Below are 26,030 nucleotides of genomic sequence, written 5' to 3'. Positions count from 1 at the left end.
GCGTCCCTTCCAGGACCGCTTCTATCGCGGCGCGGTTCTGCGCACCCTCCGCCACACTCCCGGCGCCGCACTGATCGCGAGTGTCAGGACGACCGCCGCCACCACGCCCTCCCACGGCTCGTCGAAGAGGGAGCCGCCGAGGATGCCGATGACCTGGTAGGTGGCCGCCCAGGCGAGGCAGGCGGGGATGTCGCCGCGGGCGAAGGTGCGCAGGGGCATCTTCGCCAGCAGACAGGCGAGCATCACCGGTATGCGGCCCGCCGGGACGAGGCGGGACAGGACGAGGACGGCGACGCCGTGGTCGTCCAGCTTCTCCTGGGCCTGGGCGAGACGGTCCTCTGGGGCGCGCACACGGATCGCCTCCAGCCAGCGCGAGCCGTTCTTGGAGCCCATGCCGCGCCGGCCGAGCCAGTAGAGCGCCACGTCTCCGAGGAACGCCGCGAACGAGCCCACCACGAAGACCAGCAGCAGCGAGAACGGCGCCGTCTGGTGGAAGGCCACCACGGCCGCCGAACTGACCAGCGCGCCGGTCGGCACCACGGGAACCAGCGCGCCGATCAGCACCAGGACGAACAGCGACGGATAGCCGATCGCCTGCTGTGTGCTCTCCGGTGTCACGGCCGCGCCCGCGGCGGCCAGGAACACGGTCGGGGCGCTGCTCTTGGCGGACAGGAATATCGCCGGGGCCGCGCCCATGGCGGTCAGAGGCGTCACCGTGCGACCTCCGGGCGCACGCTCTCGCCGTGCTCGAGCCGGTGCACCGCCACCTGGGGCGCATGCTCCCCAGCCAGGCGCACGAACTCCTCACCCGGCGCATGGAATTCATGGGGGCGCACGCTGTCCATGCCGATGGGCCAGTACGTGCCGTAGTGCACCGGCACCGCGCTCCTCGGCGCCAGCCGGGCCAGCGCCTCGGCGGCCCGCCCCGCGTCCAGATGTCCCTCCCCGAGGAAGGGGCCCCAGCCGCCGACCGGCAGCAGCGCCACGTCGACCGGTCCGACCTCCTCGGCCATCGACTCGAACAGCCCGGTGTCCCCGGCGAAATACGTCCGCGCCTCACCCTCCACCACGAAGCCCAGAGCGGGGGAGCGGTGCGGTCCGACCGGCAGCCGTCGGCCGTCGTGCCGCGCGGACACCGTACGTACCACCAGGTCACCGACCTCGGTCAGGTCCCCGGGCGCCACCTCGACGAACCGCAGATGGTCCAGCCTGCGCAGCGCCGGCACCACGCGGGGCGCGCCCTTCGGCACCAGCACCAGGGTGCCCGGCGCGAGCCTCTGCAACGAGGGCAGATGGAGATGGTCGGCGTGCAGATGCGAGACCAGCGCCACGTCCGCGACCGCCGCCTCGGGAGGGGGCGGCGCCCCGCGCCTGCGCCGCAGGTGCGCGAGCCGGCGCGCGAAGAGCGGATCGGTGAGGACGCGTGTGCCGGAGTCCTCCAGCGTGCAAGTGGCGTGCCCCCACCAGGTGATCTCCACCGGCACTTCTTTGCCTCCTCCGTGCGACTCCCCCCGAGCCTACGTGCAGGAGTAGGGTCGGCGGCGAAACCCGGAGGTGAGGGGGGACGCCATGGGACACGCGCGCAGCGCCTCCGCCGCGGCGACCACAGTCCGCGTCACGGCCATCGCGAGCCTGACGCCCCTGGAGGAGCTCGACGCGGACCCCTTCCTCGTGGACTCCCGCAGCCAGTACGCGATGTGCGCCCGCTGGGCCGCCGAGCGCGGTTACGTCGTCACCCGCGAGCTCCTCGTCCGCGGTCTGCGCCCCGACCACCGCACCTTGTGGGCGGACGTCGAGGCGGGCCTCGTCGACCTGTTCGTCGCGCCGAGCCGTCGTGTCCTGGAGCGCGCCCTCGCCTCCGTGGACGAGTTCACCGCCGAGTGCGCCCGCCGCGGCGTACGGATCGAGACGGTCGGGTGTGCGGAACCGTCGTACGACGCCCAGATGAAGGCCCGGGTCCACCGCCGCCTGTCGATGCCGACCGCCGGCTACGACGGCCGCTGAGGGGGACACCGGGGGCCGCTCGACCGTTGTGACAGGGTGGGAGCAGGCCTCGCGCACCGGGCGGGCCGGGACGTGAGGTGGACGGGGCGTGGGCGGAAGGCGTTGGCGGCGACTTCTCAGCGGAGTGTGGCGGAGTGTCGCGGTGTGGGCCGTGTCCACGGTCACCATGCTCGTCCTCGCCGGTGCGCTGCCCGACTTCCAGCTGGAGTCCAGCAACGGGGACAGTGCCACGCGGATCGCCGTCACCGCCGGGGTGGGCGCGGCCGTCTTCGGTCTGCTCTCCTCGCTCGTGTGGCCACTGCTCGTACGGGCACTGCTCCTGGTGCCCGCCCTCGTGCTCGGTCTGCTCGTCTTCTTCCTGAACGGGTCCCTGCTGCTGATAGCCCTGCGCATCAACCCCTCAGGGCAGGGCGAGGCCGCCCCGGAGACCGCCGTGGTCGTCGCCGCCGTGATGTCCGCGGTCGCCTCGGCCACCGGGGGTGCTCTCGCGGTCCGGGACGACGACGCCTACGGGCGCAGGCTCTACCGGCTCGCCGACCGGCGCCGCAGACGCGGTGACGGGCAGGTGGGGTCCTCGACCCCCGGTACCGTCTTCCTCCAACTCGACGGCGTGGGCCACGACGTGCTGGAGGAGGCGGTCGGCAAGGGGCTGATGCCCACCGTCGCGCGGTGGCTCGGCAGCCCGGTGAGCAGCGGCCGCCCCACCCACCGGCTCACGCCCTGGCGCACCGACTGGTCCAGCCAGACCGGCGCCAGCCAGCTCGGCATCCTGCACGGCAGCAACCACGACGTGCCGGCCTTCCGCTGGTACGAGAAGGACACGCACGAGGTCATGGTGTGCAACCGGCCCTCCAGCGCCGCCGAACTCCAGCGCCGTGCCATCGAGTACACCGGCGACGGGGGCCTGCTCACCGTCGACGGCGCCAGCCGCGGCAACCTCTTCAGCGGCGGCGCCGACCAGCTGGCCCTCGTACTGTCCATCGCCGCGCGAAGGGGTCGGGAGAACCGCTCCCGCTCGGGCTACTTCGCGTACTTCAGCGACCCCGCCAACGCCGTCCGTACGGCCATGTCCTTCGTCGCCGAGGTCCTGCGCGAGATGGGCCAGTCCACGTGGGCCCGGATGGAGAAGCGGCGGCCACGGGTCAAGCGTGGCGGGCTGTACCCCTTCGTACGCGCCTTCGCGACCGTCGTCGAGCGGGACGTCGTCGTCGCCGCGGTGATCGGCGACATGCTCGCCGGGCGCAACGCGGTCTACGCGGACCTGGTGGCGTACGACGAGGTGGCCCACCACTCCGGGCCGCGCAGCCGGGACGCCGAGAAGGTCCTGGAGCGCCTCGACCGCTCCCTCGCCCTGGTGGCCAAGGTCGCCGAGCACGCCCCGCGGCCCTACCGGATCGTGGTGCTGTCGGACCACGGCCAGAGCCCCGGCGAGACCTTCCTGACCCGCTACGGCCTCAGCCTCGGCAACCTGGTCCGGGCCGGCTGCGGCCTGCCCGTGCCGCGCAAGGTACAGCACACGCACAGCGGCACCGAGGCGCGGGCCGCGGTCCGGGCCGCGCTGCGCAGACCCGTCGAGGAGCGCGGCGAGCACCACCGTCCCTCGCGCCGCTCCGAGCCCATCGTGCTGGCCTCCGGCAACCTCGGCCTTGTCTCCTTCCCCGACGTGCCGCACCGGATGAGCCGGGAGGAGATAGACCGCCGTCACCCCGCGCTGCTGTCCACCCTCGCCAACCACCCAGGCGTCGGCTTCGTGCTGGTCCGCAGCGAGGAGTACGGCGGACTCGTGCTGGGTGCGAACGGCGCCGAGGTACCGGTCGACAAGCTCGACGACGCGCGGCCGGGCCCGCTCGCCGACTTCGGTCCCGGCGCCGCCGACGCCGTACGACGAACGCACTCCTTCCCGCACGTCGCCGACATCATGGTCAACTCCTCGTACGACCCGCAGGAGGGCGAAGTCCTCGCCTTCGAGGAGCAGATCGGTTCGCACGGCGGACTCGGCGGGGCCCAGGCACGTCCCTTCCTGCTGTCGCCCGTGGCCCTGTCCGCGCCGGTCGAGGACGACGCGGATCTCGTGGGCGCCGAGCAGGTGCACCGCGTGCTGCGGCGCTGGCTGCGCGAGTGCCACGGCCCGCAAGTACCGCTGGCGGCGCCCGCTGACGAGCGCGCCGCCTGAGCCACGGCCAGGTGGCCGGGCCCGCGCGACGGAAAATGGACCGCGCCCGGCAAGCCCCGCGCACACACAAATCGCATGGAGGACGGGCACCGGCGGGACACTTCCCGAGCCCCTTCGCGGCTGTGGTGCCCGGCCAGGCGGTCCCGGCGGACTGTCATTCTGGGTGAGTTGGGCACGGGTGTGATCGGATGGTGCGTACGGACCCCGAAAACGGGACCTCATCGAAGGGAATCATCGTGGCAACCACGCGCACCGCACACACCGTGTGGGAAGGCAACCTGCTCGAGGGCAGCGGCGTCGTCACCTTCGACTCCTCCGGCATCGGCCAGCAGCCGGTGACGTGGGCGTCGCGGGCGCAGGACGCGAACGGCAAGACCAGCCCCGAGGAGCTGATCGCCGCCGCCCACTCCAGCTGCTTCTCCATGGCGCTGTCGCACGCCCTCGCGGGCGCGGGCACCCCGCCCACCAAGCTCGTCACCAACGCCGACGTCACCTTCCAGCCCGGCGAGGGCATCACCGGAATCCACCTCACGGTGGAGGGCACGGTGCCGGGCCTCGACAACGACGGCTTCGTCGCGGCGGCCGAGGACGCGAAGAAGAACTGCCCGGTCAGCGCGGCGCTGACCGGCACGACGATCACCCTGACGGCCAAGCTGGCCTGACGTCCGGGAGCAGTACGGCGCCGCGGTCCCGCGTAGGGCCCGCGGCGCTGTCATGTCCGGGCCGCCCTGGCCCGGCCGCCCCCTTGGCCAGCGCGCCCCATTGACAAGAAAGCACTCAAGTTTTGTGCTTGAAGGTGGGCAGCGCCCTGGCGGAAGGGGACGGACATGGCACGTGCGGTCGGGATCGACCTCGGTACGACGAACTCGGTGGTGGCCCTCCTCGAAGGCGGCGACCCCACCGTCGTGACCAACGCGGAGGGCGCGCGCACCACCCCCTCCGTGGTGGCCTTCGCCAAGAACGGCGAGGTGCTCGTCGGCGACGTCGCCAAACGTCAGGCCGTGACGAACGTGGAGCGCACCGCGCGCTCGGTCAAACGCCACATGGGCGACGCGAGCTGGCGCTTCCCGGAGAAGGGCTCCGTCGACGGCACCCGCTACCGTGCCCAGGAGCTGTCGGCGCGCGTCCTGCAGAAGCTGAAGCGGGACGCGGAGGCCTACCTCGGCGAGGACGTCACGGACGCCGTGATCACCGTGCCCGCCTACTTCGACGACGCGCAACGCCAGGCCACCAAGGAGGCGGGCGAGATCGCGGGCCTGAAGGTCCTGCGGATCATCAACGAGCCGACGGCCGCCGCCCTCGCCTACGGCCTCGACCGGGGCGAGGAGCAGACCGTCCTCGTCTTCGACCTGGGCGGCGGCACCTTCGACGTCTCGCTCCTGGAGATCGGCGACGGCGTCATCGAGGTCAAGGCGACCAACGGCGACACCCGGCTCGGCGGCGACGACTGGGACCAGCGGATCGTCGAACACCTCGCGCAACGCTTCAAGGCCTCGCACGGCATCGATCTCGGCCACGACAAGATGGCGCTCCAGCGACTGCGCGAGAGCGCCGAGAAGGCCAAGATCGAACTGTCCAGCTCCTCCGAGACCACCGTCAACCTGCCCTACATCACCGCCACCGCCGACGGCCCCCTGCACCTCGAGGAGAAACTGACGCGCGCCCAGTTCCAGGAGCTGACCGCCGATCTGCTCGACCGCTGCAAGACCCCCTTCCACCAGGCGGTCAAGGACGCGGGCGTCAAGCTCGCGGCGATCGACCACGTCATCCTGGTCGGCGGCTCGACCCGGATGCCCGCCGTGACGGACCTGGTCAAGGAACTCACCGGAAAGGACCCGCACAAGGGCGTCAACCCGGACGAGGTCGTGGCGCTCGGCGCGGCCCTCCAGGCGGGTGTCATCCGGGGGGACGTGAAGGACGTCCTGCTCCTCGACGTCACCCCGCTGTCCCTCGGCATCGAGACCAAGGGCGGCATCATGACCAAGCTCATCGAGCGCAACACCACGATCCCGACCCGCCGTTCGGAGATCTTCACCACGGCCGTGGACAACCAGCCCTCGGTGGGCATCCAGGTCTACCAGGGCGAACGCGAGATCGCCGCGTACAACAAGAAGCTCGGCGTCTTCGACCTCACCGGGCTGCCTCCCGCGCCGCGCGGGGTGCCGCAGATCGAGGTCGCCTTCGACATCGACGCCAACGGGATCATGCACGTCTCCGCGAAGGACCTCGCCACCGGGCGCGAACAGAAGATGACCGTCACCGGCGGCTCCGCGCTCCCCAAGAACGACATCGACCGCATGATGCGTGAGGCCGAGCAGTACGCCGAGGAGGACCGCGCGCGCCGCGAGGGCGCCGAGACCCGCAACCAGGCCGAACAACTCGTCTACCAGACCGAGAAGTTCCTCCGCGAGAACGACGAGCGCATCCCCTCCGGGACGAAACCCGAGGTCGAGTCCGCCGTCGCCGACCTCAAGCGCCTCCTGGAGGACTCCGCCACCGACACCACCGCCCTGCGCACCGGCGTCGAGAAACTGGGCTCGGTGAGCCAGAAGATGGGCCAGGCCATGTACGCCCAGGCCCAGCAGACACCCGGCCAGGAGCCGGCCGCCGAGCACACCGCGGCGGAGGAGGACGGTGTGGTGGACGCCGAGATCGTGGACGACGAGAGGGAGACGAGGGGCGGCGCGGCGTAGCGGCCCTGAGCGGGAGCATTCCTGGAGCTCCTCCCTGGAGCCCCTCCCTTGGAGTTCCTGCTTGGGAACCCTCTCCGGGAATCCTCAGTAGGAGTCCCGGATCTCCCGCAGGATCTCCATGGTGCGCGGCACGGAGGCGGCATGGGCCGACATGTGGTCCAGAACCTCCAGGTGCGTGACCACCTCGGAGCGCGAGTCGAGGTAGACGGCACCGGTCAGATACTCGCTGTAGACCATGTCGGGCAGCTCCGGCTCCGCGAAGCGGAACAGCGCGAAGGAGGTGTACGTCCCCGGGTGCGGGCCGCTCGCGTACTCCGCGACCTGGACGGAGATGTCGTCGCTCTCCATCTCGCGCAGCAGCCGGTCGATCTGGTCCCGCATGACCTCGCCGCGTGTGCTCACCGGGCGCCGCAGCGCGGTCTCGTCCATGATCACCCAGAGGTGTGGCCGGTTCTCGCGCCCCAGCAGCAGCTTCTGCCGCGTCATACGCAGCGTCACATGCCGCTCGACGGCTTCGGGCCCCGCCTGGCCCACCGTTCCGGCCTCCAGCACGGCGCGCGCGTACTCCTCGGTCTGCAGCAGCCCGGGCACGAAGTGCGGCTCGTAGGAGCGGATCAGACGGGCGGCGCCCTCCAGGCTGACGTGCATGCTGAACCAGTCCGGCAGCACATCGTGGAACCGCTGCCACCAGCCCGGCTGGTTCGCCTCCTCGGCGAGCGCGACGAACGCGGCCACCTCGTCGTCGGCCACGCCGTACGTCGTCAGCAACACCTGGAGGTACGGGATCTTGAGGGCGACCTCGGCCATCTCCATCCGCCGCACCGTCGCCGGGGCGACACGCAGGACTCGCGCGGCCTCTTCCCGCTTCAGCCCGGTGGCCTCCCGCAATTCCTGCAGCCGCCGCCCGAGCACTACTTGCCCCACGGTGGGCGCAGCCCGCCGCTCACTCACGCCACGCCCTCCCCAAGCGCCGAAGCCCCTACTCAAACGGATCAGCGACGCTCCGTCAAGACACCAGTGACTGAAGGTATTTGACCGTCGCCGGGTCCGCGGGCAGAAACGTCTCGATGGCCAGCTCGGCGACGGTGACGTCCATGGGGGTGTTGAAGGTGGAGATGGAGGAGATGAACGACAGCACGCGCCCGCCGTGCTCGATCTGAAGGGGGAGCGCGAAATAGGGAACGGGCTCGAGTTCCTGGTCCTCGGCCGAGGAGATGGCCTTCGTCTCCGGTTCGGGTACTGGATAGGCCGCGACCTCCTCGTACAGCGCGCGCAGTGGCTCGGAGCGGTCCAGGGCGATCTGTCGTTCCATCTGCGCGAGCAGGTGGTCGCGCCACTCGCGGTGGTTGCGGATCCGAGGCGCCAGGCCCTCCGGGTGGAGGGTCAGCCGCATCGCGTTGAGCGGCGGCGTCAGCAGCGACTCGCCGACGCCCTCCAGGAGCATGGTGATGCCACGGTTGGCGGCGAGCACGGTGTACGTGGCGTCGACCACCAGCGCCGGGTAGGGCTCGTAGCCCTGGATCAGCCGCTCCATGCCCTGGCGCAGGGCGTCCATCGACGGATCGTCGAGCGAGGTCTCCGGGTAGTGGGGCGCGTAGCCGGCGGCCAGGAGCAGCGCGTTGCGTTCCCGTACGGGGACGTCGAGGTGTTCGGCCAGCCGCAGCACCATGTCCTCGCTCGGACGGGAGCGGCCGGTCTCGATGAAGCTGATATGGCGGGCCGAGGAGTCGGCACGCAGCGCCAGTTCCAGCTGGCTGACCCGACGCTGTTCGCGCCAGCCCCGCAGCAGCGGGCCGACGCCCTTGCCGGCAGGGTTGGTTGAGGGCCTGGTCGGACCGGACGCGACGATGGACATACGCCGACCGTAGCCGAGGAACGCCCCGCTTTCAGGGGCGCGGGGAGCCGCGCGGCCGGCCCCCCGCCCACCCGCAGTCGAAGAAACACCCCCGGGGGTCCGGGGGCGGAATCCCCAGGTTGAGGAGGGGGCGGGTAGGGGCGGCGGGGGCGAGGAACCCCTCGGGGCGCCGGAGAGCCCAGGTCGGGGGACTGTGGCAGGCTGAGGAACAGCCCCACGGCACCCCCCCGTACGAATGGAGTGAGGCCATGCCCGTCGAACCCCTGTCGCAGAAGGAGATCGAGGAACGGCTCGCGGAGCTGCCCGGCTGGTCGCTGGACGGCGACCACCTGGCCCGCTCCTATCACCTCCCCTCCCACTTCGCCGCGACCGCGATGGTCGTCCACATCGCCCAGGTACAGGAGGAGCTCGACCACCACTCCGACCTCACCCTCGGCTACAACACGATCTCCCTCACCGTGAACACCCACAGCATCGGCGGCGCCGTCACCGAGCTGGACCTCAAGCTCGCCCGCAGAGTGGAGGCACTCGCTCCGGGACATGGCGCACACTGATCCGCATGCTGGACTACGACAAGGAAGCCGAGGCGTACGACTCCACCAGGGGCGGTGAGCCCAGGGCCACCGCGGCCGCGGGCGCCGTACTCGGCCTCGTCCCCGACGGCGTACAGGACCTGCTCGACGTCGCCTGCGGCACCGGAATCGTCACGCGCCGGCTCACGGCCGCCCGCCCGGCACTCCGGGTGACGGGCGCGGACGCCGCGCACGGCATGGCCCGGATGGCGGCGGCGAGGCTCCCCGGCGCGGTGATCCAAGCCGACAGCCGCCGACTGCCCTTCCCCGATGCCTCGTTCGACGCCGTCACCAGCGTCTGGCTGCTCCATCTGGTCGACGGCGCAGAGGACGTCCGCGCCATCGTCGCCGAGTGCGCGCGGGTCCTGCGCCCTGGCGGGGTGTACGTCACCACCGTGGACAAGGCCGCCGCGCACGACGTGGGCAGTGACATAGACGCCGTACTCGCCGACCGTCCGCGCCGCCCCGCCCAGGACCGCGCCGAGGACGTCGCGGCGTACGCCGTGGAGCACGGGCTCACCCCGGCCGGGCGGGCCCGTTTCCGGGGCCACGGCCAGGGCCGCAGCCCGCGCAGCACGGTGGCGGACCTGCGCCGTGGCTGGTTCACCCGGATCGCCCCGGACGACCCGCTGGCCGAGCGTTTCGTCGCGCTGCTCGAAGCGCTGCCCGATCAGGAAGTCCCGCGCCCCGACCCGCGGTTCGCCCTCCGTGCGTTCAGGAAGATCCCCGCCGCGCGAACTCCATGACCCAGTTGGTCACCCATGTCCTCTCTCCGTCCACGGAGAAGGCCTGCTCCCAGCGGGCGGTGCTCGCGGAGATCCCCGACCACACGAACCGCACCCGCACGTCCTTCCCGTCGTGTGTGTCGTCACCGTGGAACTCACCGCGCCCGTCGGGCCCGAACCGCCCCACCACCGGCGGAAACAGCTTCCCGCTGCGGCTCGACGACCAGTTCAGTGACCACTCCAGGGCCGCGGGGTCGAAGAGCCGCAAGGTGAGGCCCTTCCATCCCTGACCGGGCACGGTCATCTCGTCGAGGTTCGCGGCCCCGTCGAACAGGCTCCAGCAGCGGCTCGTGGCCCCGAACTCCTCCCAGCCGCTGTCGGCGTCGAGGAAGTCGGTCAGACGCCTGTTGCGGACGTCCCACTCCCCGTGGAGGAAGTCGAAGTCGTGCGGGCTGCTCATGAGCGGTCTCCCGTCGTGCCCTCGGGGAGGGAGTCGGCAAGGTAGGCGTCGAGGTCGGGTGCGTCGGGCGTGAGCATGTGCCGCACCCAGGCGTCGCGTTCGTGCAGGATCGGCGGCAGCTCCCAGACGCAGCCGATCCAGGGGAGGTCGGGTGTCATGAAGTGCGTCGGATCCCGGTCCGGGCAGCCCAGGACCGGCTGGCCCGCCGACGCGCCCCGGAAGTGCAGGACGTTGTCCCACACCCAGCTGTACGCGTTGAGGTAGGCGCCGTCGTCGCCGCCTCGGTGCAGTACGACGAAGGTCGCGGGCGGCGTGCCGTCGGGCTCCGGCAGCAGCTTCGGCAGCATCGCGTACGCCGCCGCCTCGACGTCGGGCGCGATACCGGCCGGGTCCGCGGTGACGTGGTAGCGCTTGATCCGTCGCCCCGCCACCTCGATGGGCGGCGGCACGGTCAGCAGTTTCTCCCTGAAGTTGCGGGAGTTCGGGTCGTTCGGGTCGTTCGGGTCGTTCGAGGAGTTTGTGGAGTTCGGGAAGTTCGTCGAAGCCATGACGCGCACGCTAGGCCGACTTCACTGACACCCTATGTCAGTGAAGTCCAGCCGGCTCGTCTCGATCCTCCTGCTGCTCCAGACTCGTGGCCGGATGACCGCCGCCGACCTCGCCGAGGAGCTCGATGTCTCGGTACGCACGGTCTACCGGGACGTCGAGGCGCTGAGCGCGGCGGGCGTCCCGCTGTACGGCGACGCGGGGCACGCCGGCGGCTACCGCCTCCTCGACGGCTACCGCACCCGTCTCACCGGCTTCACGGAGGGGGAGGCCGAGGCCCTCTTCCTCGCCGGTGTCCCCGGCCCCGCCGCCGAGCTGGGCCTCGGCCCGGTCCTGGCCGCCGCGCAGCTGAAGGTGCGCGCCGCCCTCCCGCGCGAGCTGCGCGAGCACGCCGACCGGATCAGCGGCCGCTTCCACCTGGACGCCCCCGGCTGGTACGCGGACGCCGACGACATCCCGTACCTCCCCGCCGTCGCCGACGCCGTCTGGAACGCGCGGGTGCTGCACGTCCTGTACCGCCGCTGGCGCGAGCCCACCGATGTGCGGCGCCGCCTGGAGCCGTACGGTCTGGTTCTCAAGGCGGGCCGCTGGTATGTCGTCGCGGGCCCCGGGCCGCGCACGTTCCGCGTCGACCAGATCCTCGAACTAACCGCCACGGATGAGGAGTTCAGCCCACAGGAGACGTTCGACCTGGCCGCGTACTGGGCGTCGTACCAACGGGACTTCCACGACCGTCTGCACCGTGCCGAGGCCGTGATACGGGTGGCACCGGGAACTCGTCTCACCGGCCCGGCGGCCCAGGCCGCGGAGTCCAACGGTCGTACAGAGCACGACGGTTGGACCCGGGCCATCGTCCCCATCGAGTCCGTCGACCAGGCCCACGACGAGTTCCTGCGCCTGGGCGCGGCGATCGAGGTGCTGGAGCCCGCCGAGCTCCGGGACCGTATCGCGCGCACGGTGGCGGGAATGGCCCGCTTGTACGGGTAGAGAGCGCTTGCGAATGCTTGCCGAGGGACGGCAACCTCCCTGCCCGCGGCGGCAACTGAGGGAACAGAAGCAGTCTGTCCTCTCAGGAGGTAACCATCGTGCAGCACCCGCACAGGCAGCACCGCAGACGCGCCATCGGCTCGGTGCTAGCGGGATCGCGTCGCCCTGCGTGTAGACCGTGCCCGCGGCCGGGCTGGTCAGCACGGTGACCGGCGGCTGATGGGCGCCGGTGCAGGTGGTGCCGTTGATTGCGAAGGAGGCGGGCGCCGTGTTGGTGCCGCTGTAGGTGAACTGCGCGCCGGTGGAGACCGCGGCTCCGTCGCGGTCGTCCCGTTCCAGGAGGCGTTCTTCGCGGTGACCGTCCTGCCGGACTGCGACCAGGTGCCGTTCCAGCCGCTGGTCAGGGTCTGGTTGCCCGTGTGGTCGTACGTCAGGGTCCAGCCGTTGATCGGGTCCGTGCTCCGGTTGGTGAGCGTGAGATCCGTGGTGAAGCCGGAGTCCCAGTCATTGGTCTTGTAGTCGACACTGTACTGAACTCCGGGTACCTGAGCGAGAGTTGAATTATTCGCCAGCATCGTGAGGGGAAGTGCGAGGGCCGCCACCGCGGCGGTCTGCAGTCGCCGGGTGGTCCGGCGTCTCCTTCTGCAACTGGGGTGCATGTGCTGGTTCCTCCTTGCGGCTCGGAGAAGTGAGCGCGGAGCAGCAACAAGCGTCTCTAGAACTCTGTGTGTGCCTGTGGTTTCCGGGCTTTTCAGGCGCGGCGTGGCCGTGTGCGGTCGCTGTCCGGTGGTCCGAACCTCGGGGTGAGGGGGTGGACCTGGGTGGCGTGCAGGTGGTGGAAGCCGGTCCGCTCGGCGGCGCGGGTGCGCCGTCGACAGGTTCTGCGTGAGAGCCGCACCCGGCGGGCCGTGAGAAGGTCTTCCGGCCGGTGGGGTGCGGGTACTCCATGACCTGGCACCGGCCTGGATACGGCGGCTGGTGTCTGGGTGTCATGCCCCGCCGGACGCTGGACTGCCCCCGTGGTGGGGGTGGTGGCGGGGACCGTACGCACATCGGGCATACGGCGGGAAGTCGTGTGGCCCGGGGCTTGTCACGGGGCAGCAGACCGGGCACCTCGGTGCCGGGCGCTGCTCGGCCTGCTGGGGGTGGGGTGCCCCTTGCCCGGGGTGGTCTTCGGTCCACGTGGCCGGGGCGGGGCCTGCTCTGTGTGGCGCTGTCGGCGCAGGCGGCGGGTAGACTTCTTCGGGCGGCGGGCCGAAGCCACTGTGCCCTCCACCGTGGCGCGGATGGTCCGGGCGCCGGTGGCGCGGTCGGTGACGGTGTGGGCCTGGGCGAGCAGGCCGCGGGAGACGATCCGGCGGGCGGCGGCATGATCCCGGTCCATCGACAGCCCGCAGTCCGCGCAGTGTGCCCACTTCCAGCCGCGTTCGGTGAGCCGGTCGGGGGCGGGGTGGTGGGTGAGGGTGTTCAGGCAGCCGGGGCACAGTTTGGAGGTGCCCCGGGCCGGGACGGTGACCACCGCGATCCCCGCCCTCGCTCCCAGGTGCCGGATCGCCTCGGCCACCGTGCCGCGCACCTGCCCGGACAGGCGGGCGTTGCCCTTGCGGTGGCCGCGGGCTTCCAGGGTGGTCAGGTCTTCGAGGTAGATGATGTTCGCGCCGAGTGCTGCGGCCTGGTCGACGGCCCAGCGGGCCGCCGCCCAGGCCAGCGCGGCATTCAGCTGCCGGATCCGGGCACACACCCGCCCGTGCTCGACCTCCAGCACCCGGGCCCGGTCGAGGTGTTCGCCCCAGGCCGGGTGCGGGGAGCCGAGCCCGGCAGCCAGGGCTTGGTAGTGGTCGCGCTTGGCGGCGAGGTGCTCGCGATGGCCGCGCAGCCGGTGCAGGGCGGCACTGACCGTGGCGGCGTCGAAGACGAGGGGACGGCCATCGGTGACCACCCGGCGAGTCGGCCCTCTTCCGGTCAGGCGGCCCAGGGTTCCGGTGAGCAGGGTATTGACACCCCAGTCGAAACCCAGCCCCACCCGATGGCCAGTCGTTTTGGTGGCTGGGGCGGGCCGGGAGTGGGGCAGGTCGACGGCGATCCTTCTGGCCCGGGTGGGGCGCAGGGTCGGGGTGTGCAGCGCCGCGTCCGGCGCGATGGTGCCGGGCAGCCGGATGTCGATCACGTGCCAGGCCCAGTCCCGCCCCGTGGCCGGGGCCGCGCACAGGGGGAGTTTGACCCGCAGCCGGGCGGTGGCCGCATCCACTCGGGCCAGGGTGACCTGCTGGCGGTCCATCGCCGCCAGCAACACCAGCGGGGCCACCTGCGGCGGGCCCTCCAGGACGCACAATCCGGCGGGCACATGCCCGTGCTCGGCCACATACGCACGCACCTGCCGGGTGCGGTTGCGGATCTCCGCACCATTCACCCCGGCGGGCAGCGCCGCTCGCAACGCTGTCCACTCCGCATTGGTGCGCCGCCGCGGATCATCCGGCCAGGTGGCCAGGACGGCGGCTACGATGCTGCGCCGGTGCAGGGCCAGCCGCAGGGTGCGGGCCGCGTACTCCTCCACGCCCCGGCGCACCCGGTCCGGGACATACACTCCCGCCGGGGGCGTGACAGCCTGCGACCAGTTCAGGCGCCGCATCGCCATCCACCCCTTGGACGGCAACGCCTTGCCCCGCTCGTCCACCCCGGCAGCCAGCATGTCCAGCCAGCCCTCATCCCACCGGGAAGCCACCAGAGCACCCGTCAGCTCCCGGCACAACTCCGTCAGAAAGCCCACCCGTTCCAGCAGGACACGCTGTCCGACCTGCTCACCGGTGTCCTCCAGCTTGCCGGAGAAGGCGGTGCACGTGGCCGTCGCCATCAGCCTGGCCACGACCACCACCCCGCTTTCTGGCACGTGTCCGGTCATCTTCACAAGCGGCCGCATCCCGGCACTCTGATCGGCCTAACGACTGACATCACACAAGGACACGGCCTTCCCGTACCCCGACGGTGCGGGAAGGTCGGGGAAAGTACGGAAAGAGCACAACCGTCGGCATCCGACGAGGACGAGACGGGGAACACCCGCGTCTCTCAAAGCCGACAGAAACCATAATCAACCAGGATGAAAGCAGTGGTGGATCCCGAGGATCCGCACCGATGACACGAAGCAGCATCAATCAACCTGCTCAAGCCAAACACTCAACAGTTGAAGACCCTTGAACCAGTGGGAGCGCTCCCATATTGGAGAGGGGGGTCGAAGGGGTCAAGGTGCTTGAAGAGTCGAAATTGTTCGATTGATCAACAGTGCGACGCCTCTGTCCTTTACCGACACTTGGCGCTAACTTCATTCGCACCAGTGGGAGCGGTTCCATCAGTCGACGCGTCCGTCACGACGCGCCCGAGCTGCAAGGAGTCGCTCATGCGACACCCTCCGCGTTCAGGACTTTTAGTGGTCGGCGCCGCGGTCGCCCTCGTGGGAACCGCGATCGCGCCGGTCGTCACGGCTTCAGGAGCCACACCCGCGTGCACGGTGGACTACTCCGTCACGAGCCAGTGGGACACCGGCTTCCAGGGCGGCGTGAAGATCACCAACAACAGAGCCGCGCTCAGTGGTTGGAGTCTCACCTTCGACTTCGCGGGCGGTCAGAAGGTCAGCCAGGGCTGGAACGCCAAGTGGTCCCAGTCCGCCACGACGGTCACCGCGGCCAACGAGAGCTGGAACGGTTCGCTCGGCTCAGGGGCCAGTGTCAGCGCCGGGTTCCTCGCCTCGTGGTCGGGGAGCAACGCCGTACCGACGTCGTTCAAGCTCAACGGGACGACATGCAATGTGGACACGGAGCCGTCGCCGACCCCGACGGATCCGCCGCCCACGACCGGCACCGCGCCCAAGCTGCACGTCTCCGGGAACAAGCTCGTCGACGCCGACGGCACGACGCGGCGGCTGCTCGGCGTCAACCGCTCCGGCGGCGAGTTCATGTGCGTCCAGGGCTACGGCATCTTCGACGGCCCGGTCGACGACGCCTCGGTCAAGGCGATCGCCGACTGGAAGGCCAACACGGTCCGCATTCCGCTCAACGAGGAGTGCTGGCTCGGCCTGTCCAACATCAAACCGGAGTACGCCGGCGCCAACTACATCGCCGCCGTCAAGGACCTGGTCGCCAAGGTCGAGGCGCACGGGATGACCCCGCTCGTCGAACTGCACTGGAACTACGGCCAGTACACCGGAAACTCGGCGGGCTGCTCGGACGTCCACGCCACCTGCCAGAAGCCGATGCCGGACGCGCAGTACAGCCCGGCGTTCTGGTCCTCGGTCGCCAGCACGTTCAAGGACGACCAGGCCGTCGCCTTCGACTTGTTCAACGAGCCCTATCCGGACCGCGCGACCTCCACCACCGCCCAGGCGTGGGCCTGCTGGAAGGACGGCGGCACCTGCCCGGGCATCGGCTACGAGGTCGCCGGTATGCAGGACCTGGTCGACGCGGTTCGCGGCACCGGCGCCAAGAACCTGATCCTGGCCGGCGGGCTGGCGTACTCCAACGACCTGAGCCAGTGGCTGATGTACAAGCCGAGCGATCCGACGGGCAACCTCGTCGCCGCCTTCCACACCTACAACTTCAACACCTGCGCCGGCGAGAGCTGCTGGAACTCGACGCTCGCCCCGGTGGCGGCCCAAGTCCCGCTCGTGGCGGGCGAGATCGGTGAGAACACCTGCTCCCACGGCTTCGTCGACACCGCGATGAAGTGGTTCGACGACCGGGGGCTGTCCTACCTCGGCTGGACCTGGAACACCTGGGACTGCTCCTCAGGTCCCTCCCTGATCTCCGACTACGACGGCACTCCCACGTCGTACGGAGTCGGGCTGCGTGATCATCTGCGCGCCCTCAACGGATAGCCGGCGCAGGAATCAGACGCACACCCGCGCAGGAATCAGACGCACACCCGCGCCGGAATCAGACGCACACCCGCGCCGGAATCAGACGCACACCCGCGCCGGAATCAGACGCACACCCGCGCCGGAATCAGACGCACGCCCGCGCCGGAGTCAAGCGCACACCCGCGCAGGAATCAGTCATGCACCCGCGCGAGAAGTCAACGGACACCCGCACAAGAAGAGATGGGAACCCGCACTCATGAGTCGTGCCAAATCCGCGCTCTTAGGAGCGCTCGTCCTGCTCGCCGGCGCCTCGGGAACCGCCGTGGCGGCCGTTCCCGCGGACCCCGCCGGGATCGCCGCCATCCCCTGCACCGTCGACTACAAGGTGCAGAACCAGTGGGACACCGGCTTCACCGCCGCCGTCACGGTCACCAACAACAGTGCCGCCAAGACCTCCTGGGCGGTGAAGTGGGCGTACGCCGGAAACCAGAAGGTGACCTCGGGCTGGAACGCGAAGATCAGCCAGAGCGGCACCGCCGTCACCGCGGCCAACGAGACCTACAACGGGACGCTGGCGACCGGCGGTTCGGTCAGCTTCGGCTTCAACGCCTCCTACAGCGGCACCAACGCGTTGCCCACGGCCTTCACCCTCGACGGGGTGACCTGCAACGTCGACGACGGAAGCGGTGGCGGAGGCGGCGGAGGGGGCAGTGACCCCTCCGGGAGAGTCGACAACCCGTACGCCGGAGCCAAGGTGTACGTGAACCCGGAGTGGTCCGCGAAGGCGGCAGCGGAGACCGGCGGCAGCCGGATCTCCAACCAGCCCACCGGTGTCTGGCTCGATCGGATCGCCGCGATCAACGGGGCGAGCGGCAGCATGGGCCTGCGCGCCCACCTTGATGCGGCGCTCGCGCAGAAGGGCAGCGGCGAGGAGGTCGTCCAGCTGGTCGTCTACGATCTGCCCGGACGTGACTGCGCGGCCCTCGCCTCCAACGGAGAGCTCGGCCCGACGGAGATCGACAAGTACAAGACGCAGTTCATCGACCCGATCGCGGCGATCCTCGCGGACAGCAAGTACGCCTCGCTGCGGATCGTCACGACCATCGAGATCGACTCGCTGCCGAACCTCGTCACCAACACCGGCAGCCGGGCCACCGCCACCCCGCAGTGCGACACCATGCTCGCCAACGGCAACTACGTGAAGGGCGTGGGCTACGCGCTCGCCAAGCTCGGCGCGATCCCGAACGTCTACAACTACCTGGACGCCGGCCATCACGGCTGGATCGGCTGGGACGACAACTTCGCCCCGTCCGCCACCCTGTTCAAGCAGGCGGCCACCAGCGAGGGCGCCACGGTCGACGACGTCGCCGGGTTCATCACCAACACGGCGAACTACAGTGCCCTGAAGGAGAACAACTTCACCATCAACGACACGGTGAACGGCACCTCCGTCCGCCAGTCCAAGTGGGTCGACTGGAACCGCTATGTCGACGAGCTGTCCTTCGCCCAGGCCTTCCGCAACCAGCTCGTGTCGGTCGGCTTCAACTCCGGCATCGGCATGCTGATCGACACCTCCAGGAACGGCTGGGGCGGCACCGCACGGCCCACCGGCCCCGGCGCGACGACCAGCGTCGACACCTACGTCGACGGCGGGCGCTACGACCGCCGTATCCACGTCGGGAACTGGTGCAACCAGGCCGGTGCCGGTCTTGGCGAGCGCCCGCAGGCCTCCCCGGCCACCGGGATCGACGCCTATGTGTGGATGAAGCCCCCGGGTGAGTCCGACGGCTCCAGCTCCGCCATCGCCAACGACGAGGGCAAGGGCTTCGACCGGATGTGCGACCCGACCTACACGGGCAACCCCCGGAACAACAACAACATGTCCGGCGCGCTGCCGAACGCCCCCCTGTCGGGGCACTGGTTCTCGGCGCAGTTCCAGCAGCTGATGACGAACGCGTATCCGCCGCTGTAGGGTGCCCGACCTGGCGATCCGCCGGGGGTCAGGCCTCCTGGGCCAGCCCCCGGCGGATCGCGAACTCCACCGCCGAGTAGTCGCCGTCCGCCCGCTCCAGCTCGTAGGGCACCGCCGGATACAGCGGCGGCTGCGCCATGAAACGCGGACGCGTGCCGTGGTGCGGCTGCGCCGCGTGCACCAGGAACGGGTGGCAGAGATACACGTCTCCGGGCCGGCCGGTGGCGTAGGTGAGCGGGCGGTGCGCGGAGGCCGGGGCCACCTTCGGACCGAGTTCGAGGAACGAGGCACCCGCCTCGCCGTATGGCTCCAGGACCGGCGGCACATCGAGGTGCGAGCCCACCCTGATACGGGTCGGGGCGTCGGCCTCCGTCACCTCGCTGAACAGGAAGAGCATCAGCAGCGCCCGGCCCCGCGAGCGGAGATTGGAGTGGTACAGCGACTCACCGTCGGGGAGGTAGCTCCCTTCGATGTGCCAGCCCGCGTCGTCCGGCTCCTCCGTGTGCGGGAACCGCAGCGGGAAGCTGCCCAGCGCGTAACGCGGCTCCCAGCGTCTCTCGCCGACCAGCAGATCGAAGGCCTGGTGAAGAGCGGGGGAGTTGGCCGCGGCGGCGAACGGGCCCTGGGCCATGGCGCTCACCCAGTGCACGGGGTCCTTCCAGGTGCCGGGGTCGTCCGGGTCGTACCCCGTCTCCTTCCACAGCAGCCAGGCGCAGCTCTCGGCGACGCGCGGCGGGAACGCGCCCTCGATCTTCACGAACCCGTCCTCGAGGAACCGCTCCACCATCTCGTCGTCCATGGGGCCATGCTCGGGGACGGACCGCTTCGGACGCATCAGATTTTCCGACCGCCGTTTTTGCTGTTCGCGCAACATCGTTGGCCGTTTCCGGGAGCTGAGGAGCACGCTGTGAACGCACCCGGACGAGAGGCTGACCACCATGGCACACGACCACCACCACAACCACGACAGTACCCGGCACGCCCACGACCACACCCACATGGACTTCGGCCAGATGATCCCCATGCTGGAGCAGGAGGCGGAGCTCTTCAGCCCCCAGTACACCGAGGCGGCGGGCTGGCTGCGGGACCAGCGGTCCGGGACCGGGCTGATCGTGGACGCGGGCAGTGGCCCCGGTGTCATCTCCTGTCTCCTCGCGGACGTCTTCCCCGCGGCGCGGGTGGTCGCCGTGGACGAGGTGGAACCCCTGCTGGAGCGGGCCCGCGCCCGCGCCGACCGGCTCGGCGTCGGCGACCGCTTCAGCACCCTGCGCGCCGAACTCGGGAGCGGGCTAGGCGACTTGGAGTATCCGGCCGACCTGCTGTGGGCGAGCAGGTCCCTGCACCACGTCGGCGACCAGCGCGCCGCGCTCACCGGTTTCGTACGCGCCCTCGCGCCCGGTGGCACGCTCGCCCTCATGGAAGGCGGCCTGCCCATGCGCTACTTCCCGCGCGAGATCGGCATCGGCCGCCCCGGCCTTCAGTCCCGGATCGACGCGGTCCACGACGAATGGTTCGGCCGGATGCGGGACGAGTTGCCCGGAGCGGTGGCGGAGACGGAGGACTGGCCCGCCCTGCTGAGCGCCGTCGGCCTGCGCCACACCGCGACCCGCACCTTCCTCGTCGACCTCCCCGCCCCGGTCTCGGACGAGACGCGCGCCTTCGTCGTCACCTCCCTCACCCACCGCCGCGACGCCCTCGCCCCCGGCCTCGACGCCGACGACCTCGCCACCCTCGACCGTCTCCTCGACCCGGACGACAAGGCGAGCGTGTACCACCGGCCGGACGTCTTCCTGCTGACGGCGCACACCATGCACGTCGCGGTGAAGCCGGAGTAGTTCCGGCCGGTCAGCACGTGCCCGGGCGCGCGTACACGGTGACCCGGGCGCCCTGGACCCGGCGCGTGCCGCACTCCTCGAAGTACGTGGCCAGGACCCGCCGTTTGACGATCTCCCCCTGAGTCGCGTCGAGCGGCTGCCCCGCGGGATCGCTCACCGCGACGATACGGGCCGCCGTGATCATGCGGGAGCGGATGACCGGCGCCGGAACCTCGGTGCCGTACAAGGTGTGCGAGGCGGCCGGCGCACGGTCGAGGGCCAGATCGCGCAGCCCGCGCACGGAGCCGGGGTCGGGCAGGGACCACACCCGGCGCCGCGCCGGGAGATACAGGACCCCGTCACCCGGCGCACCGGCCTGGGCCACGGCGCGGGCGATCGCGCTCACGTCGTCGACCCGGCTCTGCGTCGTACGCAGGTGCCGGGTGACGGGGAGCAGCGCGAGGACCGCTGCGCCCGCGCAGGCCAGCGCCGCCGTGCGGGTCCGCCTGGCCCGGGCGAGCCGGTCCAGCGCCGCGCCGATCAGCAGGGCGGTGCCGCTCTGCCCGTAGAGCACATAGCGGTCCACGTACAAAGGTGCCGGCAGGCTCCGGGCCCGCCTGACCTCCATGGCCGACACCACCGGCATCACCATCATCGCCGTGGACCCGGCCTACACCTCCCGATGGGGCGCCCAGCACTGGCAAAAGCCCCTCACCTCGAAGAACCGCACCATCACCCGGCACGATGCGGCAAGCATCGCGATCGGAAGGCGCGCCCAAGGACATCCGGTCCGGCTGGGGTACCCCCAGGCCCTTAAGGCACTGGGGGAGGACGGCACCGCCCCACACCCACCAGAGCGATGGCTGTGGGCATCGGACCGTCCAGGCCCGACCGGATGCCCTTGGGCGTGAGGAACCCCGCCCCCGCATTCCCGGACCACGCACACGATGCGCGCCGCCCGGACACGGAGCGAACGCGGGCAACCAGCACGCCCAACACCGTTCGGGACGTGCGGCTGAGCATGAGTTCTGGCGACAGGACTCACTCCCGCTCAGTCTTTAGAAACGGTTCGAGGGTGAGGATCTCCTGCGCACCGCTGCCTTCAGCCCTGACGGACGCTTCCTGGCCGCCGCCGACATCCAGGGGCGCCTCACCCTGTGGGACGCGGACGGGCAGCACCAGATCGCCGTCCTGGCAGCCGCCGACTCCACCGTGGAGCGACCCGCCCTGGCTTTCTCGGCCGACGGGTCGCTGCTGGCCGCGAGCCGGGCCGACGGCTCGGTCCGCGTGTGGGAGACGGCGTCCCCGCGGCTGCCGGGAGCGACCGTGCCGGCCGGTGACGGACCCGTCCTCGCGATCGGATTCACCTCCGACGATGGCGAGTTGCGCATCGCGACTTCTCATCTGGCCGTGCGTTCAGCGCGGTTGGCGCCGGACCGTGCGGCGACCGAAGTGTGCGCCCGGGCGGGGGGCAGGGCGACCCGGGCCGAGTGGCGCAGATATCTGGCCGACGTGCCCTACCGGCTTACGTGTTGAGGGAGTTCGGCGGGGCCGGCCTTGACTTCGAGAGCGCTTCAAATGATGTACTCCCGCGAGTCATCGCAGAAATACGGGGGTTTCCATGACCGACTCACCTGTCGCACTCATCACCGGCGGCGGAAGCGGTATCGGCGCCGCGGTCGCGCGGCGACTGCTCGACTCCGGGCACCGGGTCACCGTCACCGGGCGCGGTGAGGAGCGGTTGCGCGCCTTCGCCGAGGAACTCGGCAGTCCGGAGGGGCTGTTGACCGTCGTCGGACACGCCGCCGAGTACGACGAGGTGCGGTCCGCGGTCGAGGCGACGCTCAAGGAGTTCGGTCGCCTCGACACCGTCGTCGCCAACGCCGGCTTCGCCACGCACGACACCGTCGCCGGCGGTGACCCGGCCGGCTGGTCCGAGATGGTGCTGACCAATGTGCTCGGTCCCGCGCTGCTGATCAGGGCCTCCATCGACGCCTTGAAGGAGACGCGGGGCCGGATCGTGCTGGTCGGGAGTGTGGCGGGCCACGTCCACACCCCCGGCAACATTTACGGCGCCACCAAGTGGGCCGTGACCGGGCTCGCCGAGAACGCCCGCCGCGAGGTGACCGAGTTCGGTGTCGGCGTCACCCTGATCTCGCCGGGCCGGGTGGAGACCCCGTTCTGGGACAGCAACGGGAGCCTGCCACCCGGTCAGCTGCTGACGGCGGATCAGCTCGCCGAGTCGATCGTCTGGGCCATCGGACAGCCGGCGGGCGTCGATGTGAACACCGTGGTGGTACGTCCGATCGGCCAGCCCAACTGACGTCGGATCCGGGGGGCCTCAGTTGTTCTGCAGGAACTGCTGTGCCAGCGAGTCCCCGAGCGACACCGCCGCACTGTGACTCTCGATCGGCGACACCTGGGAGTTCTTGAACAGGATGTACGTCACCCCGGAGTCGGCTCCGCCCGTGGCAGGGTCGGGGTCGATGCCGAGGGCCTTCGCCGTGGCGTACGACGCCTCACCGATGATCTGCGTGGGCCCGGTGTCGCCGACCACCGCGTACTCGACCTTGTTGTTGTAGATCACGGCGACGACACCGCCGCCCTTGATGCCGTAGCTCGTGTACTTCCAGATGCTGCTGGTGCTGGGCACGACCACATACGGCAGTGACTCGGCGCGCAGCGGCTTCCCGTCGGACTGGTGGAACGCCGTGTCGTCCTGGAACCAGGGGTCGGCGTCGCCGTTGCACTTGCTGGTGACCTGACCGTCGCAGTCGATGTCCATGTCGGCCTTCCAGAACACCGCGCCGTTCTTGCCGCACACGGGGATGGTGGCCGAGGTCTCGTCGTCGGTCTTGTACTTGCCGCTCGATATCTGCGAACAGGATGTCACCTTGGCGAGCAGGGCGGCCGCGCTGACCGAACCCTCCTGGGCGGAACGGGGGGTGGCGGTGCCCGACGCGCTGGCCGGGAGTGCGGCGGTGGCGAGGAGCGCGGCACCGGCGACGGCCGCGAGGGTCAGTGTTCGAGAGCGCACTGTGGGGGACCCTTCTGTTAGGAAAGTTTCCTTACCGGGTTGCCGTACAAGGTGGCCCTGCTTGCATGACCGCGTCAAGCCCTCCAGCGGAGTTGGTCCGGTCCAGGAGCTGAAACCGGCGGGGAAACGTCGCCGGCCCGGACACGCGGTGCGCGTCCGGGCCGGCGGTGGGGGCGGGGCGGGTCAGCCCATGGGGATCAGGCTCAGCCCATGTCGAACGTCGCCGGGTCGGGCCCCAGGCGACGGTCCTCGTTCAGCGCGCTGATCGCCGCGATGTCCTCGGCGTCGAGCGAGAAGTCGAAGACGTCGATGTTCTCCCTGATCCGGGACGGGGTCACGGACTTGGGGATCACGACGTTGCCCTGCTGGATGTGCCAGCGCAGCACGATCTGGGCCGGAGTGCGGTTGTGCTTCTGGGCGATGGCGACGATCGCCGGAACCTCCAGCAGACCCTTGCCCGAGCCGAGCGGGGACCAGGCCTCGGTGGCGATGCCCTGCTGTGCGTGGTACTCGCGCGCCGCGTGCTGCTGAAGCTGCGGGTGCAGCTCGATCTGGTTGACGGCCGGGATGACGGACGTCGCCTCGATCAGCTTCTCCAGGTACTCCGGGTAGAAGTTGGAGACACCGATGGCCTTGACCCGGCCGTCCGAGTAGAGCTTCTCGAAGGCCTTGTACGTGTCGATGTACTTGCCCCGGGACGGCAGGGGCCAGTGGATCAGATACAGGTCGAGGTAGTCCAGGCCGAGCTTCTCCAGGGAGGTGTCGAACGCGCGGAGCGTCGAGTCGTATCCCTGGTCGCTGTTCCAGAGCTTGGTGGTGACGAAGAGGTCCTCGCGGGGGATGCCGGAGGTGGCGATGGCCTTGCCGGTGCCCTCCTCGTTGCCGTAGATCGCCGCGGTGTCGATGCTGCGGTATCCGGACTCCAGCGCCGTGGCGACGGCCTGCTCCGCCTCGTCGTCCGGGACCTGCCAGACACCGAAGCCCAGCTGCGGCATCTCGATGCCGTTGTTCAGGATGATCGGGGGGACCTTGCTCACGAGCTCTCGATCCTTCAGTCGTCGGTTGGTACTCCCATCGTCAACGATCACCGGCCGTTATGCATTCCTGACCGGTGGATTCGCTGTGGATTCCCGGTGAGGGTCGGAGATTGGCCGGAAATGGATCCGACCTTATGGGTCCGGACCATTGACCGAGTGCCGTCATCCGACCACTCTGTAGGGCGTCACCGAACGGGTTCATGAACTCGGTGCATCCATGTGAACACCAGCACCTGTCTGGGCTCTACACCCCCCACCCATCAGGAAAGCAGGTACGCGCACATGAACAAGAGCGTCTTCGAAGGTCGCCGCGCGGAGCAGGTCATTCGGGAAACATCGGAGGAAAGGGTCTGGGAGACCCCTGGATATCTGGTCGTCGAAACCGCCCTCGAGGTCACCGCGTACGCCCTCGGCGAGCGCCTGGGCGCGGAGGCCGAACGGGCACCCGCCGGGCAACGCCTGGCACGTACCGCCTAGCCCCGCGGTCGTCGAACCGTGACCGCGACACCGGTACCCGACGACGGTGCCGCGGCCCCTTGGGGAACCGCCGAGTTCACCGAGCGGCTGCGCGCCGTCGCCGAGGACCGCTACCACGACCGTCATCCCTTCAACGTCCGTATGCACGAGGGTGAGTTGACCCCGTCTGAGCTGCGCCGCTGGATCGCCAACCGCTTCCACTACCAGCGCCACATCCCCGTCAAGGACGCCCTGATCCTCGCCAAGTTCGACGAACCCGCACTGCGGCGGGTCTGGGTCCGCAGGATCCAGGACCACGACGGCACGGCGGTCGGGCAGGGCGGCATCGAACGCTGGCTGCGGCTGGGCGAGGCCGCCGGCCTCGAACGGCCGAGGCTGTGGGACGCCTCCCGGGTGCTGCCCGGCGTCCGGCTCGCGGTCGAGGGTTACGTCAATTTCTGCCGCCTGCGGCCGGTGCTCGACGCGGTCGCCGCCTCCCTCACGGAGCTGTCCGCACCGGGGCTGATGCGCACGCGGATCGCCGCGTTCGAGCGGTACTACCCGTGGATCGAGACCGAGGGCCTCGCGTACTTCCGTACCCGCATCGGGCAGGGCGGCCGCGACAGCGCGGAGGCACTCGCCCTGGTCCAGGGCTGGGCCCGCACCCGTGAGCAGCAGGAACGGGCCGTGGCGGCGCTGACGTTCAAGTGCGAGGTGCTGTGGGCGCTCCTGGACGCGGTGGACCGGGCGAGCGACACCGTACCGACGGGCGCAAGCGCGTCGGCCGGTGTGTCGGGCGCCGCCGCCGGAGTCGGCGCCCTGCCGCGCGCGCCGGGCACGTCGTCTGCCGTAC

At 70.4% G+C, this 26,030-nt stretch carries 24 protein-coding genes and 4 pseudogenes; 16 read left to right on the top strand and 12 right to left on the bottom strand.

The window, feature by feature from the left end; genetic code table 11:
* Nucleotides 1–21: 21 nt before the first annotated feature.
* Together OG819_RS44260 and OG819_RS44255 are read right to left on the bottom strand one after the other, a co-directional pair.
* On the bottom strand, nt 22–714 hold the full coding sequence (locus OG819_RS44260) for a DedA family protein (RefSeq protein WP_266630820.1): 693 nt from the start codon (nt 712–714) through the stop codon (nt 22–24).
* Nucleotides 711–1,484, bottom strand: a complete 774-nt coding sequence (locus OG819_RS44255; protein WP_266630822.1) for an MBL fold metallo-hydrolase — start codon at nt 1,482–1,484, stop codon at nt 711–713. Before OG819_RS44255 ends, OG819_RS44260 begins: the two co-directional genes overlap by 4 nt.
* Nucleotides 1,485–1,569: 85 nt before the next feature.
* On the opposite strand from OG819_RS44255, the gene OG819_RS44250 reads away from it, so the two are divergent.
* The 4 genes from OG819_RS44250 to dnaK all read left to right on the top strand — a co-directional run bounded on the left by OG819_RS44250 (nt 1,570) and on the right by dnaK (nt 6,870).
* Entirely contained in the window at nt 1,570–2,004 is a 435-nt protein-coding gene (locus tag OG819_RS44250) for a hypothetical protein (RefSeq protein ID WP_266630824.1), read from the top strand.
* An 88-nt stretch (nt 2,005–2,092) separates the two neighbouring features.
* On the top strand, nt 2,093–4,177 hold the full coding sequence (locus OG819_RS44245) for a phage holin family protein (protein WP_266630825.1): 2,085 nt from the start codon (nt 2,093–2,095) through the stop codon (nt 4,175–4,177).
* A 236-nt stretch (nt 4,178–4,413) separates the two neighbouring features.
* Complete coding sequence (locus tag OG819_RS44240) at nt 4,414–4,839, top strand: OsmC family protein (protein ID WP_060901013.1); 426 nt, start codon at nt 4,414–4,416, stop codon at nt 4,837–4,839.
* A gap of 165 nt (nt 4,840–5,004) precedes the next feature.
* Nucleotides 5,005–6,870 (top strand): molecular chaperone DnaK, encoded by a 1,866-nt coding sequence (dnaK, locus tag OG819_RS44235; RefSeq protein ID WP_266630827.1) that lies wholly within the window; start codon nt 5,005–5,007, stop codon nt 6,868–6,870.
* Between the two features lie 84 nt (nt 6,871–6,954).
* Here dnaK and OG819_RS44230 read toward each other — a convergent pair whose 3' ends face one another.
* Together OG819_RS44230 and OG819_RS44225 are read right to left on the bottom strand one after the other, a co-directional pair.
* Nucleotides 6,955–7,821: a helix-turn-helix transcriptional regulator gene (locus OG819_RS44230; protein WP_266630829.1), complete on the bottom strand. Its 867-nt coding sequence runs from the start codon at nt 7,819–7,821 to the stop codon at nt 6,955–6,957.
* A gap of 55 nt (nt 7,822–7,876) precedes the next feature.
* Entirely contained in the window at nt 7,877–8,725 is an 849-nt protein-coding gene (locus tag OG819_RS44225; protein WP_266630831.1) for a helix-turn-helix domain-containing protein, read from the bottom strand.
* Nucleotides 8,726–8,973: 248 nt separating this feature from the next.
* Between OG819_RS44225 and OG819_RS44220 the strand changes: the two genes are divergently transcribed.
* On the top strand, nt 8,974–9,279 hold the full coding sequence (locus OG819_RS44220; protein WP_266630833.1) for a 4a-hydroxytetrahydrobiopterin dehydratase: 306 nt from the start codon (nt 8,974–8,976) through the stop codon (nt 9,277–9,279).
* 5 nt (nt 9,280–9,284) lie between these two features.
* A complete protein-coding gene (locus OG819_RS44215; RefSeq protein ID WP_266630839.1) occupies nt 9,285–10,043 on the top strand; it encodes a class I SAM-dependent methyltransferase in 759 nt (252 codons plus the stop codon).
* On the opposite strand, the gene OG819_RS44210 is transcribed toward OG819_RS44215, so the two are convergent.
* Together OG819_RS44210 and OG819_RS44205 are read right to left on the bottom strand one after the other, a co-directional pair.
* A complete protein-coding gene (locus OG819_RS44210) occupies nt 10,012–10,482 on the bottom strand; it encodes a hypothetical protein (protein WP_266630842.1) in 471 nt (156 codons plus the stop codon). The two genes, OG819_RS44215 and OG819_RS44210, sit on opposite strands and share 32 nt — an antisense overlap.
* On the bottom strand, nt 10,479–10,931 hold the full coding sequence (locus tag OG819_RS44205; RefSeq protein ID WP_266655571.1) for a hypothetical protein: 453 nt from the start codon (nt 10,929–10,931) through the stop codon (nt 10,479–10,481). Before OG819_RS44205 ends, OG819_RS44210 begins: the two co-directional genes overlap by 4 nt.
* A gap of 139 nt (nt 10,932–11,070) precedes the next feature.
* Here OG819_RS44205 and OG819_RS44200 point away from each other — a divergent pair, with 139 nt between their 5' ends.
* Nucleotides 11,071–12,015 carry a YafY family protein gene (locus OG819_RS44200; RefSeq protein ID WP_266655035.1) on the top strand — a complete coding sequence of 315 codons (945 nt, stop codon included), beginning with the start codon at nt 11,071–11,073 and terminating at the stop codon, nt 12,013–12,015.
* 144 nt (nt 12,016–12,159) lie between these two features.
* On the opposite strand, the pseudogene OG819_RS44195 reads toward OG819_RS44200, so the two are convergent.
* Together OG819_RS44195 and OG819_RS44190 are read right to left on the bottom strand one after the other, a co-directional pair.
* Nucleotides 12,160–12,674: pseudogene (locus OG819_RS44195) on the bottom strand (cellulose binding domain-containing protein); the annotation flags it as partial.
* Nucleotides 12,675–13,105: 431 nt separating this feature from the next.
* Nucleotides 13,106–14,902, bottom strand: coding sequence for a zinc ribbon domain-containing protein (locus OG819_RS44190; protein ID WP_266655033.1), 1,797 nt, complete (start codon nt 14,900–14,902; stop codon nt 13,106–13,108).
* A gap of 504 nt (nt 14,903–15,406) precedes the next feature.
* Between OG819_RS44190 and OG819_RS44185 the strand changes: the two genes are divergently transcribed.
* Both OG819_RS44185 and OG819_RS44180 read left to right on the top strand, forming a co-directional pair.
* Nucleotides 15,407–16,879, top strand: a complete 1,473-nt coding sequence (locus OG819_RS44185; protein ID WP_266655031.1) for a cellulase family glycosylhydrolase — start codon at nt 15,407–15,409, stop codon at nt 16,877–16,879.
* Nucleotides 16,880–17,117: 238 nt separating this feature from the next.
* A complete protein-coding gene (locus OG819_RS44180) occupies nt 17,118–18,833 on the top strand; it encodes a glycoside hydrolase family 6 protein (RefSeq protein ID WP_266655029.1) in 1,716 nt (571 codons plus the stop codon).
* Nucleotides 18,834–18,861: 28 nt separating this feature from the next.
* Here OG819_RS44180 and OG819_RS44175 read toward each other — a convergent pair whose 3' ends face one another.
* Nucleotides 18,862–19,632, bottom strand: a complete 771-nt coding sequence (locus OG819_RS44175; RefSeq protein ID WP_266655027.1) for a phytanoyl-CoA dioxygenase family protein — start codon at nt 19,630–19,632, stop codon at nt 18,862–18,864.
* Nucleotides 19,633–19,771: 139 nt separating this feature from the next.
* Between OG819_RS44175 and OG819_RS44170 the strand changes: the two genes are divergently transcribed.
* Nucleotides 19,772–20,668: a class I SAM-dependent methyltransferase gene (locus tag OG819_RS44170; RefSeq protein WP_266655025.1), complete on the top strand. Its 897-nt coding sequence runs from the start codon at nt 19,772–19,774 to the stop codon at nt 20,666–20,668.
* Nucleotides 20,669–20,678: 10 nt separating this feature from the next.
* Here the strand turns inward: OG819_RS44170 and OG819_RS44165 are convergent, their stop codons facing one another.
* A complete protein-coding gene (locus OG819_RS44165; RefSeq protein ID WP_266655023.1) occupies nt 20,679–21,293 on the bottom strand; it encodes a hypothetical protein in 615 nt (204 codons plus the stop codon).
* On the opposite strand from OG819_RS44165, the pseudogene OG819_RS44160 reads away from it, so the two are divergent.
* The 4 genes and pseudogenes from OG819_RS44160 to OG819_RS44150 form a co-directional block, all read left to right on the top strand.
* A pseudogene (locus tag OG819_RS44160) lies at nt 21,247–21,709 on the top strand (IS200/IS605 family accessory protein TnpB-related protein); the annotation flags it as partial. The gene OG819_RS44165 and the pseudogene OG819_RS44160 sit on opposite strands and share 47 nt — an antisense overlap.
* Before the next feature lie 24 nt (nt 21,710–21,733).
* Nucleotides 21,734–21,799, top strand: a pseudogene (locus OG819_RS59245) (hypothetical protein); the annotation flags it as partial.
* A 60-nt stretch (nt 21,800–21,859) separates the two neighbouring features.
* The gene (locus tag OG819_RS44155) at nt 21,860–22,183 is read left to right on the top strand and encodes a hypothetical protein (protein ID WP_266630858.1); all 324 of its coding nucleotides are present in this window, start codon (nt 21,860–21,862) and stop codon (nt 22,181–22,183) included.
* 85 nt (nt 22,184–22,268) lie between these two features.
* Nucleotides 22,269–22,970, top strand: coding sequence for an SDR family oxidoreductase (locus OG819_RS44150; protein WP_266655021.1), 702 nt, complete (start codon nt 22,269–22,271; stop codon nt 22,968–22,970).
* A gap of 18 nt (nt 22,971–22,988) precedes the next feature.
* Here OG819_RS44150 and OG819_RS44145 read toward each other — a convergent pair whose 3' ends face one another.
* Together OG819_RS44145 and OG819_RS44140 are read right to left on the bottom strand one after the other, a co-directional pair.
* On the bottom strand, nt 22,989–23,684 hold the full coding sequence (locus OG819_RS44145) for a glycoside hydrolase family 75 protein (protein WP_266630862.1): 696 nt from the start codon (nt 23,682–23,684) through the stop codon (nt 22,989–22,991).
* Between the two features lie 203 nt (nt 23,685–23,887).
* A complete protein-coding gene (locus OG819_RS44140) occupies nt 23,888–24,679 on the bottom strand; it encodes an aldo/keto reductase (RefSeq protein WP_266431833.1) in 792 nt (263 codons plus the stop codon).
* A gap of 324 nt (nt 24,680–25,003) precedes the next feature.
* On the opposite strand from OG819_RS44140, the gene OG819_RS44135 reads away from it, so the two are divergent.
* Both OG819_RS44135 and pqqC read left to right on the top strand, forming a co-directional pair.
* Nucleotides 25,004–25,198 (top strand): hypothetical protein, encoded by a 195-nt coding sequence (locus OG819_RS44135; RefSeq protein ID WP_266630864.1) that lies wholly within the window; start codon nt 25,004–25,006, stop codon nt 25,196–25,198.
* 18 nt (nt 25,199–25,216) lie between these two features.
* A pseudogene (gene pqqC / locus OG819_RS44130) lies at nt 25,217–25,927 on the top strand (pyrroloquinoline-quinone synthase PqqC); the annotation flags it as partial.
* Nucleotides 25,928–26,030 lie beyond the last annotated feature (103 nt).

Source organism: Streptomyces sp. NBC_01549, assembly GCF_026339955.1.
In the GTDB taxonomy this organism is placed as follows: Bacteria; Actinomycetota; Actinomycetes; order Streptomycetales; family Streptomycetaceae; genus Streptomyces.
Note: the sequence above shows the minus strand (reverse complement) of the source record. Positions and strands in the feature narration are given on the sequence as shown.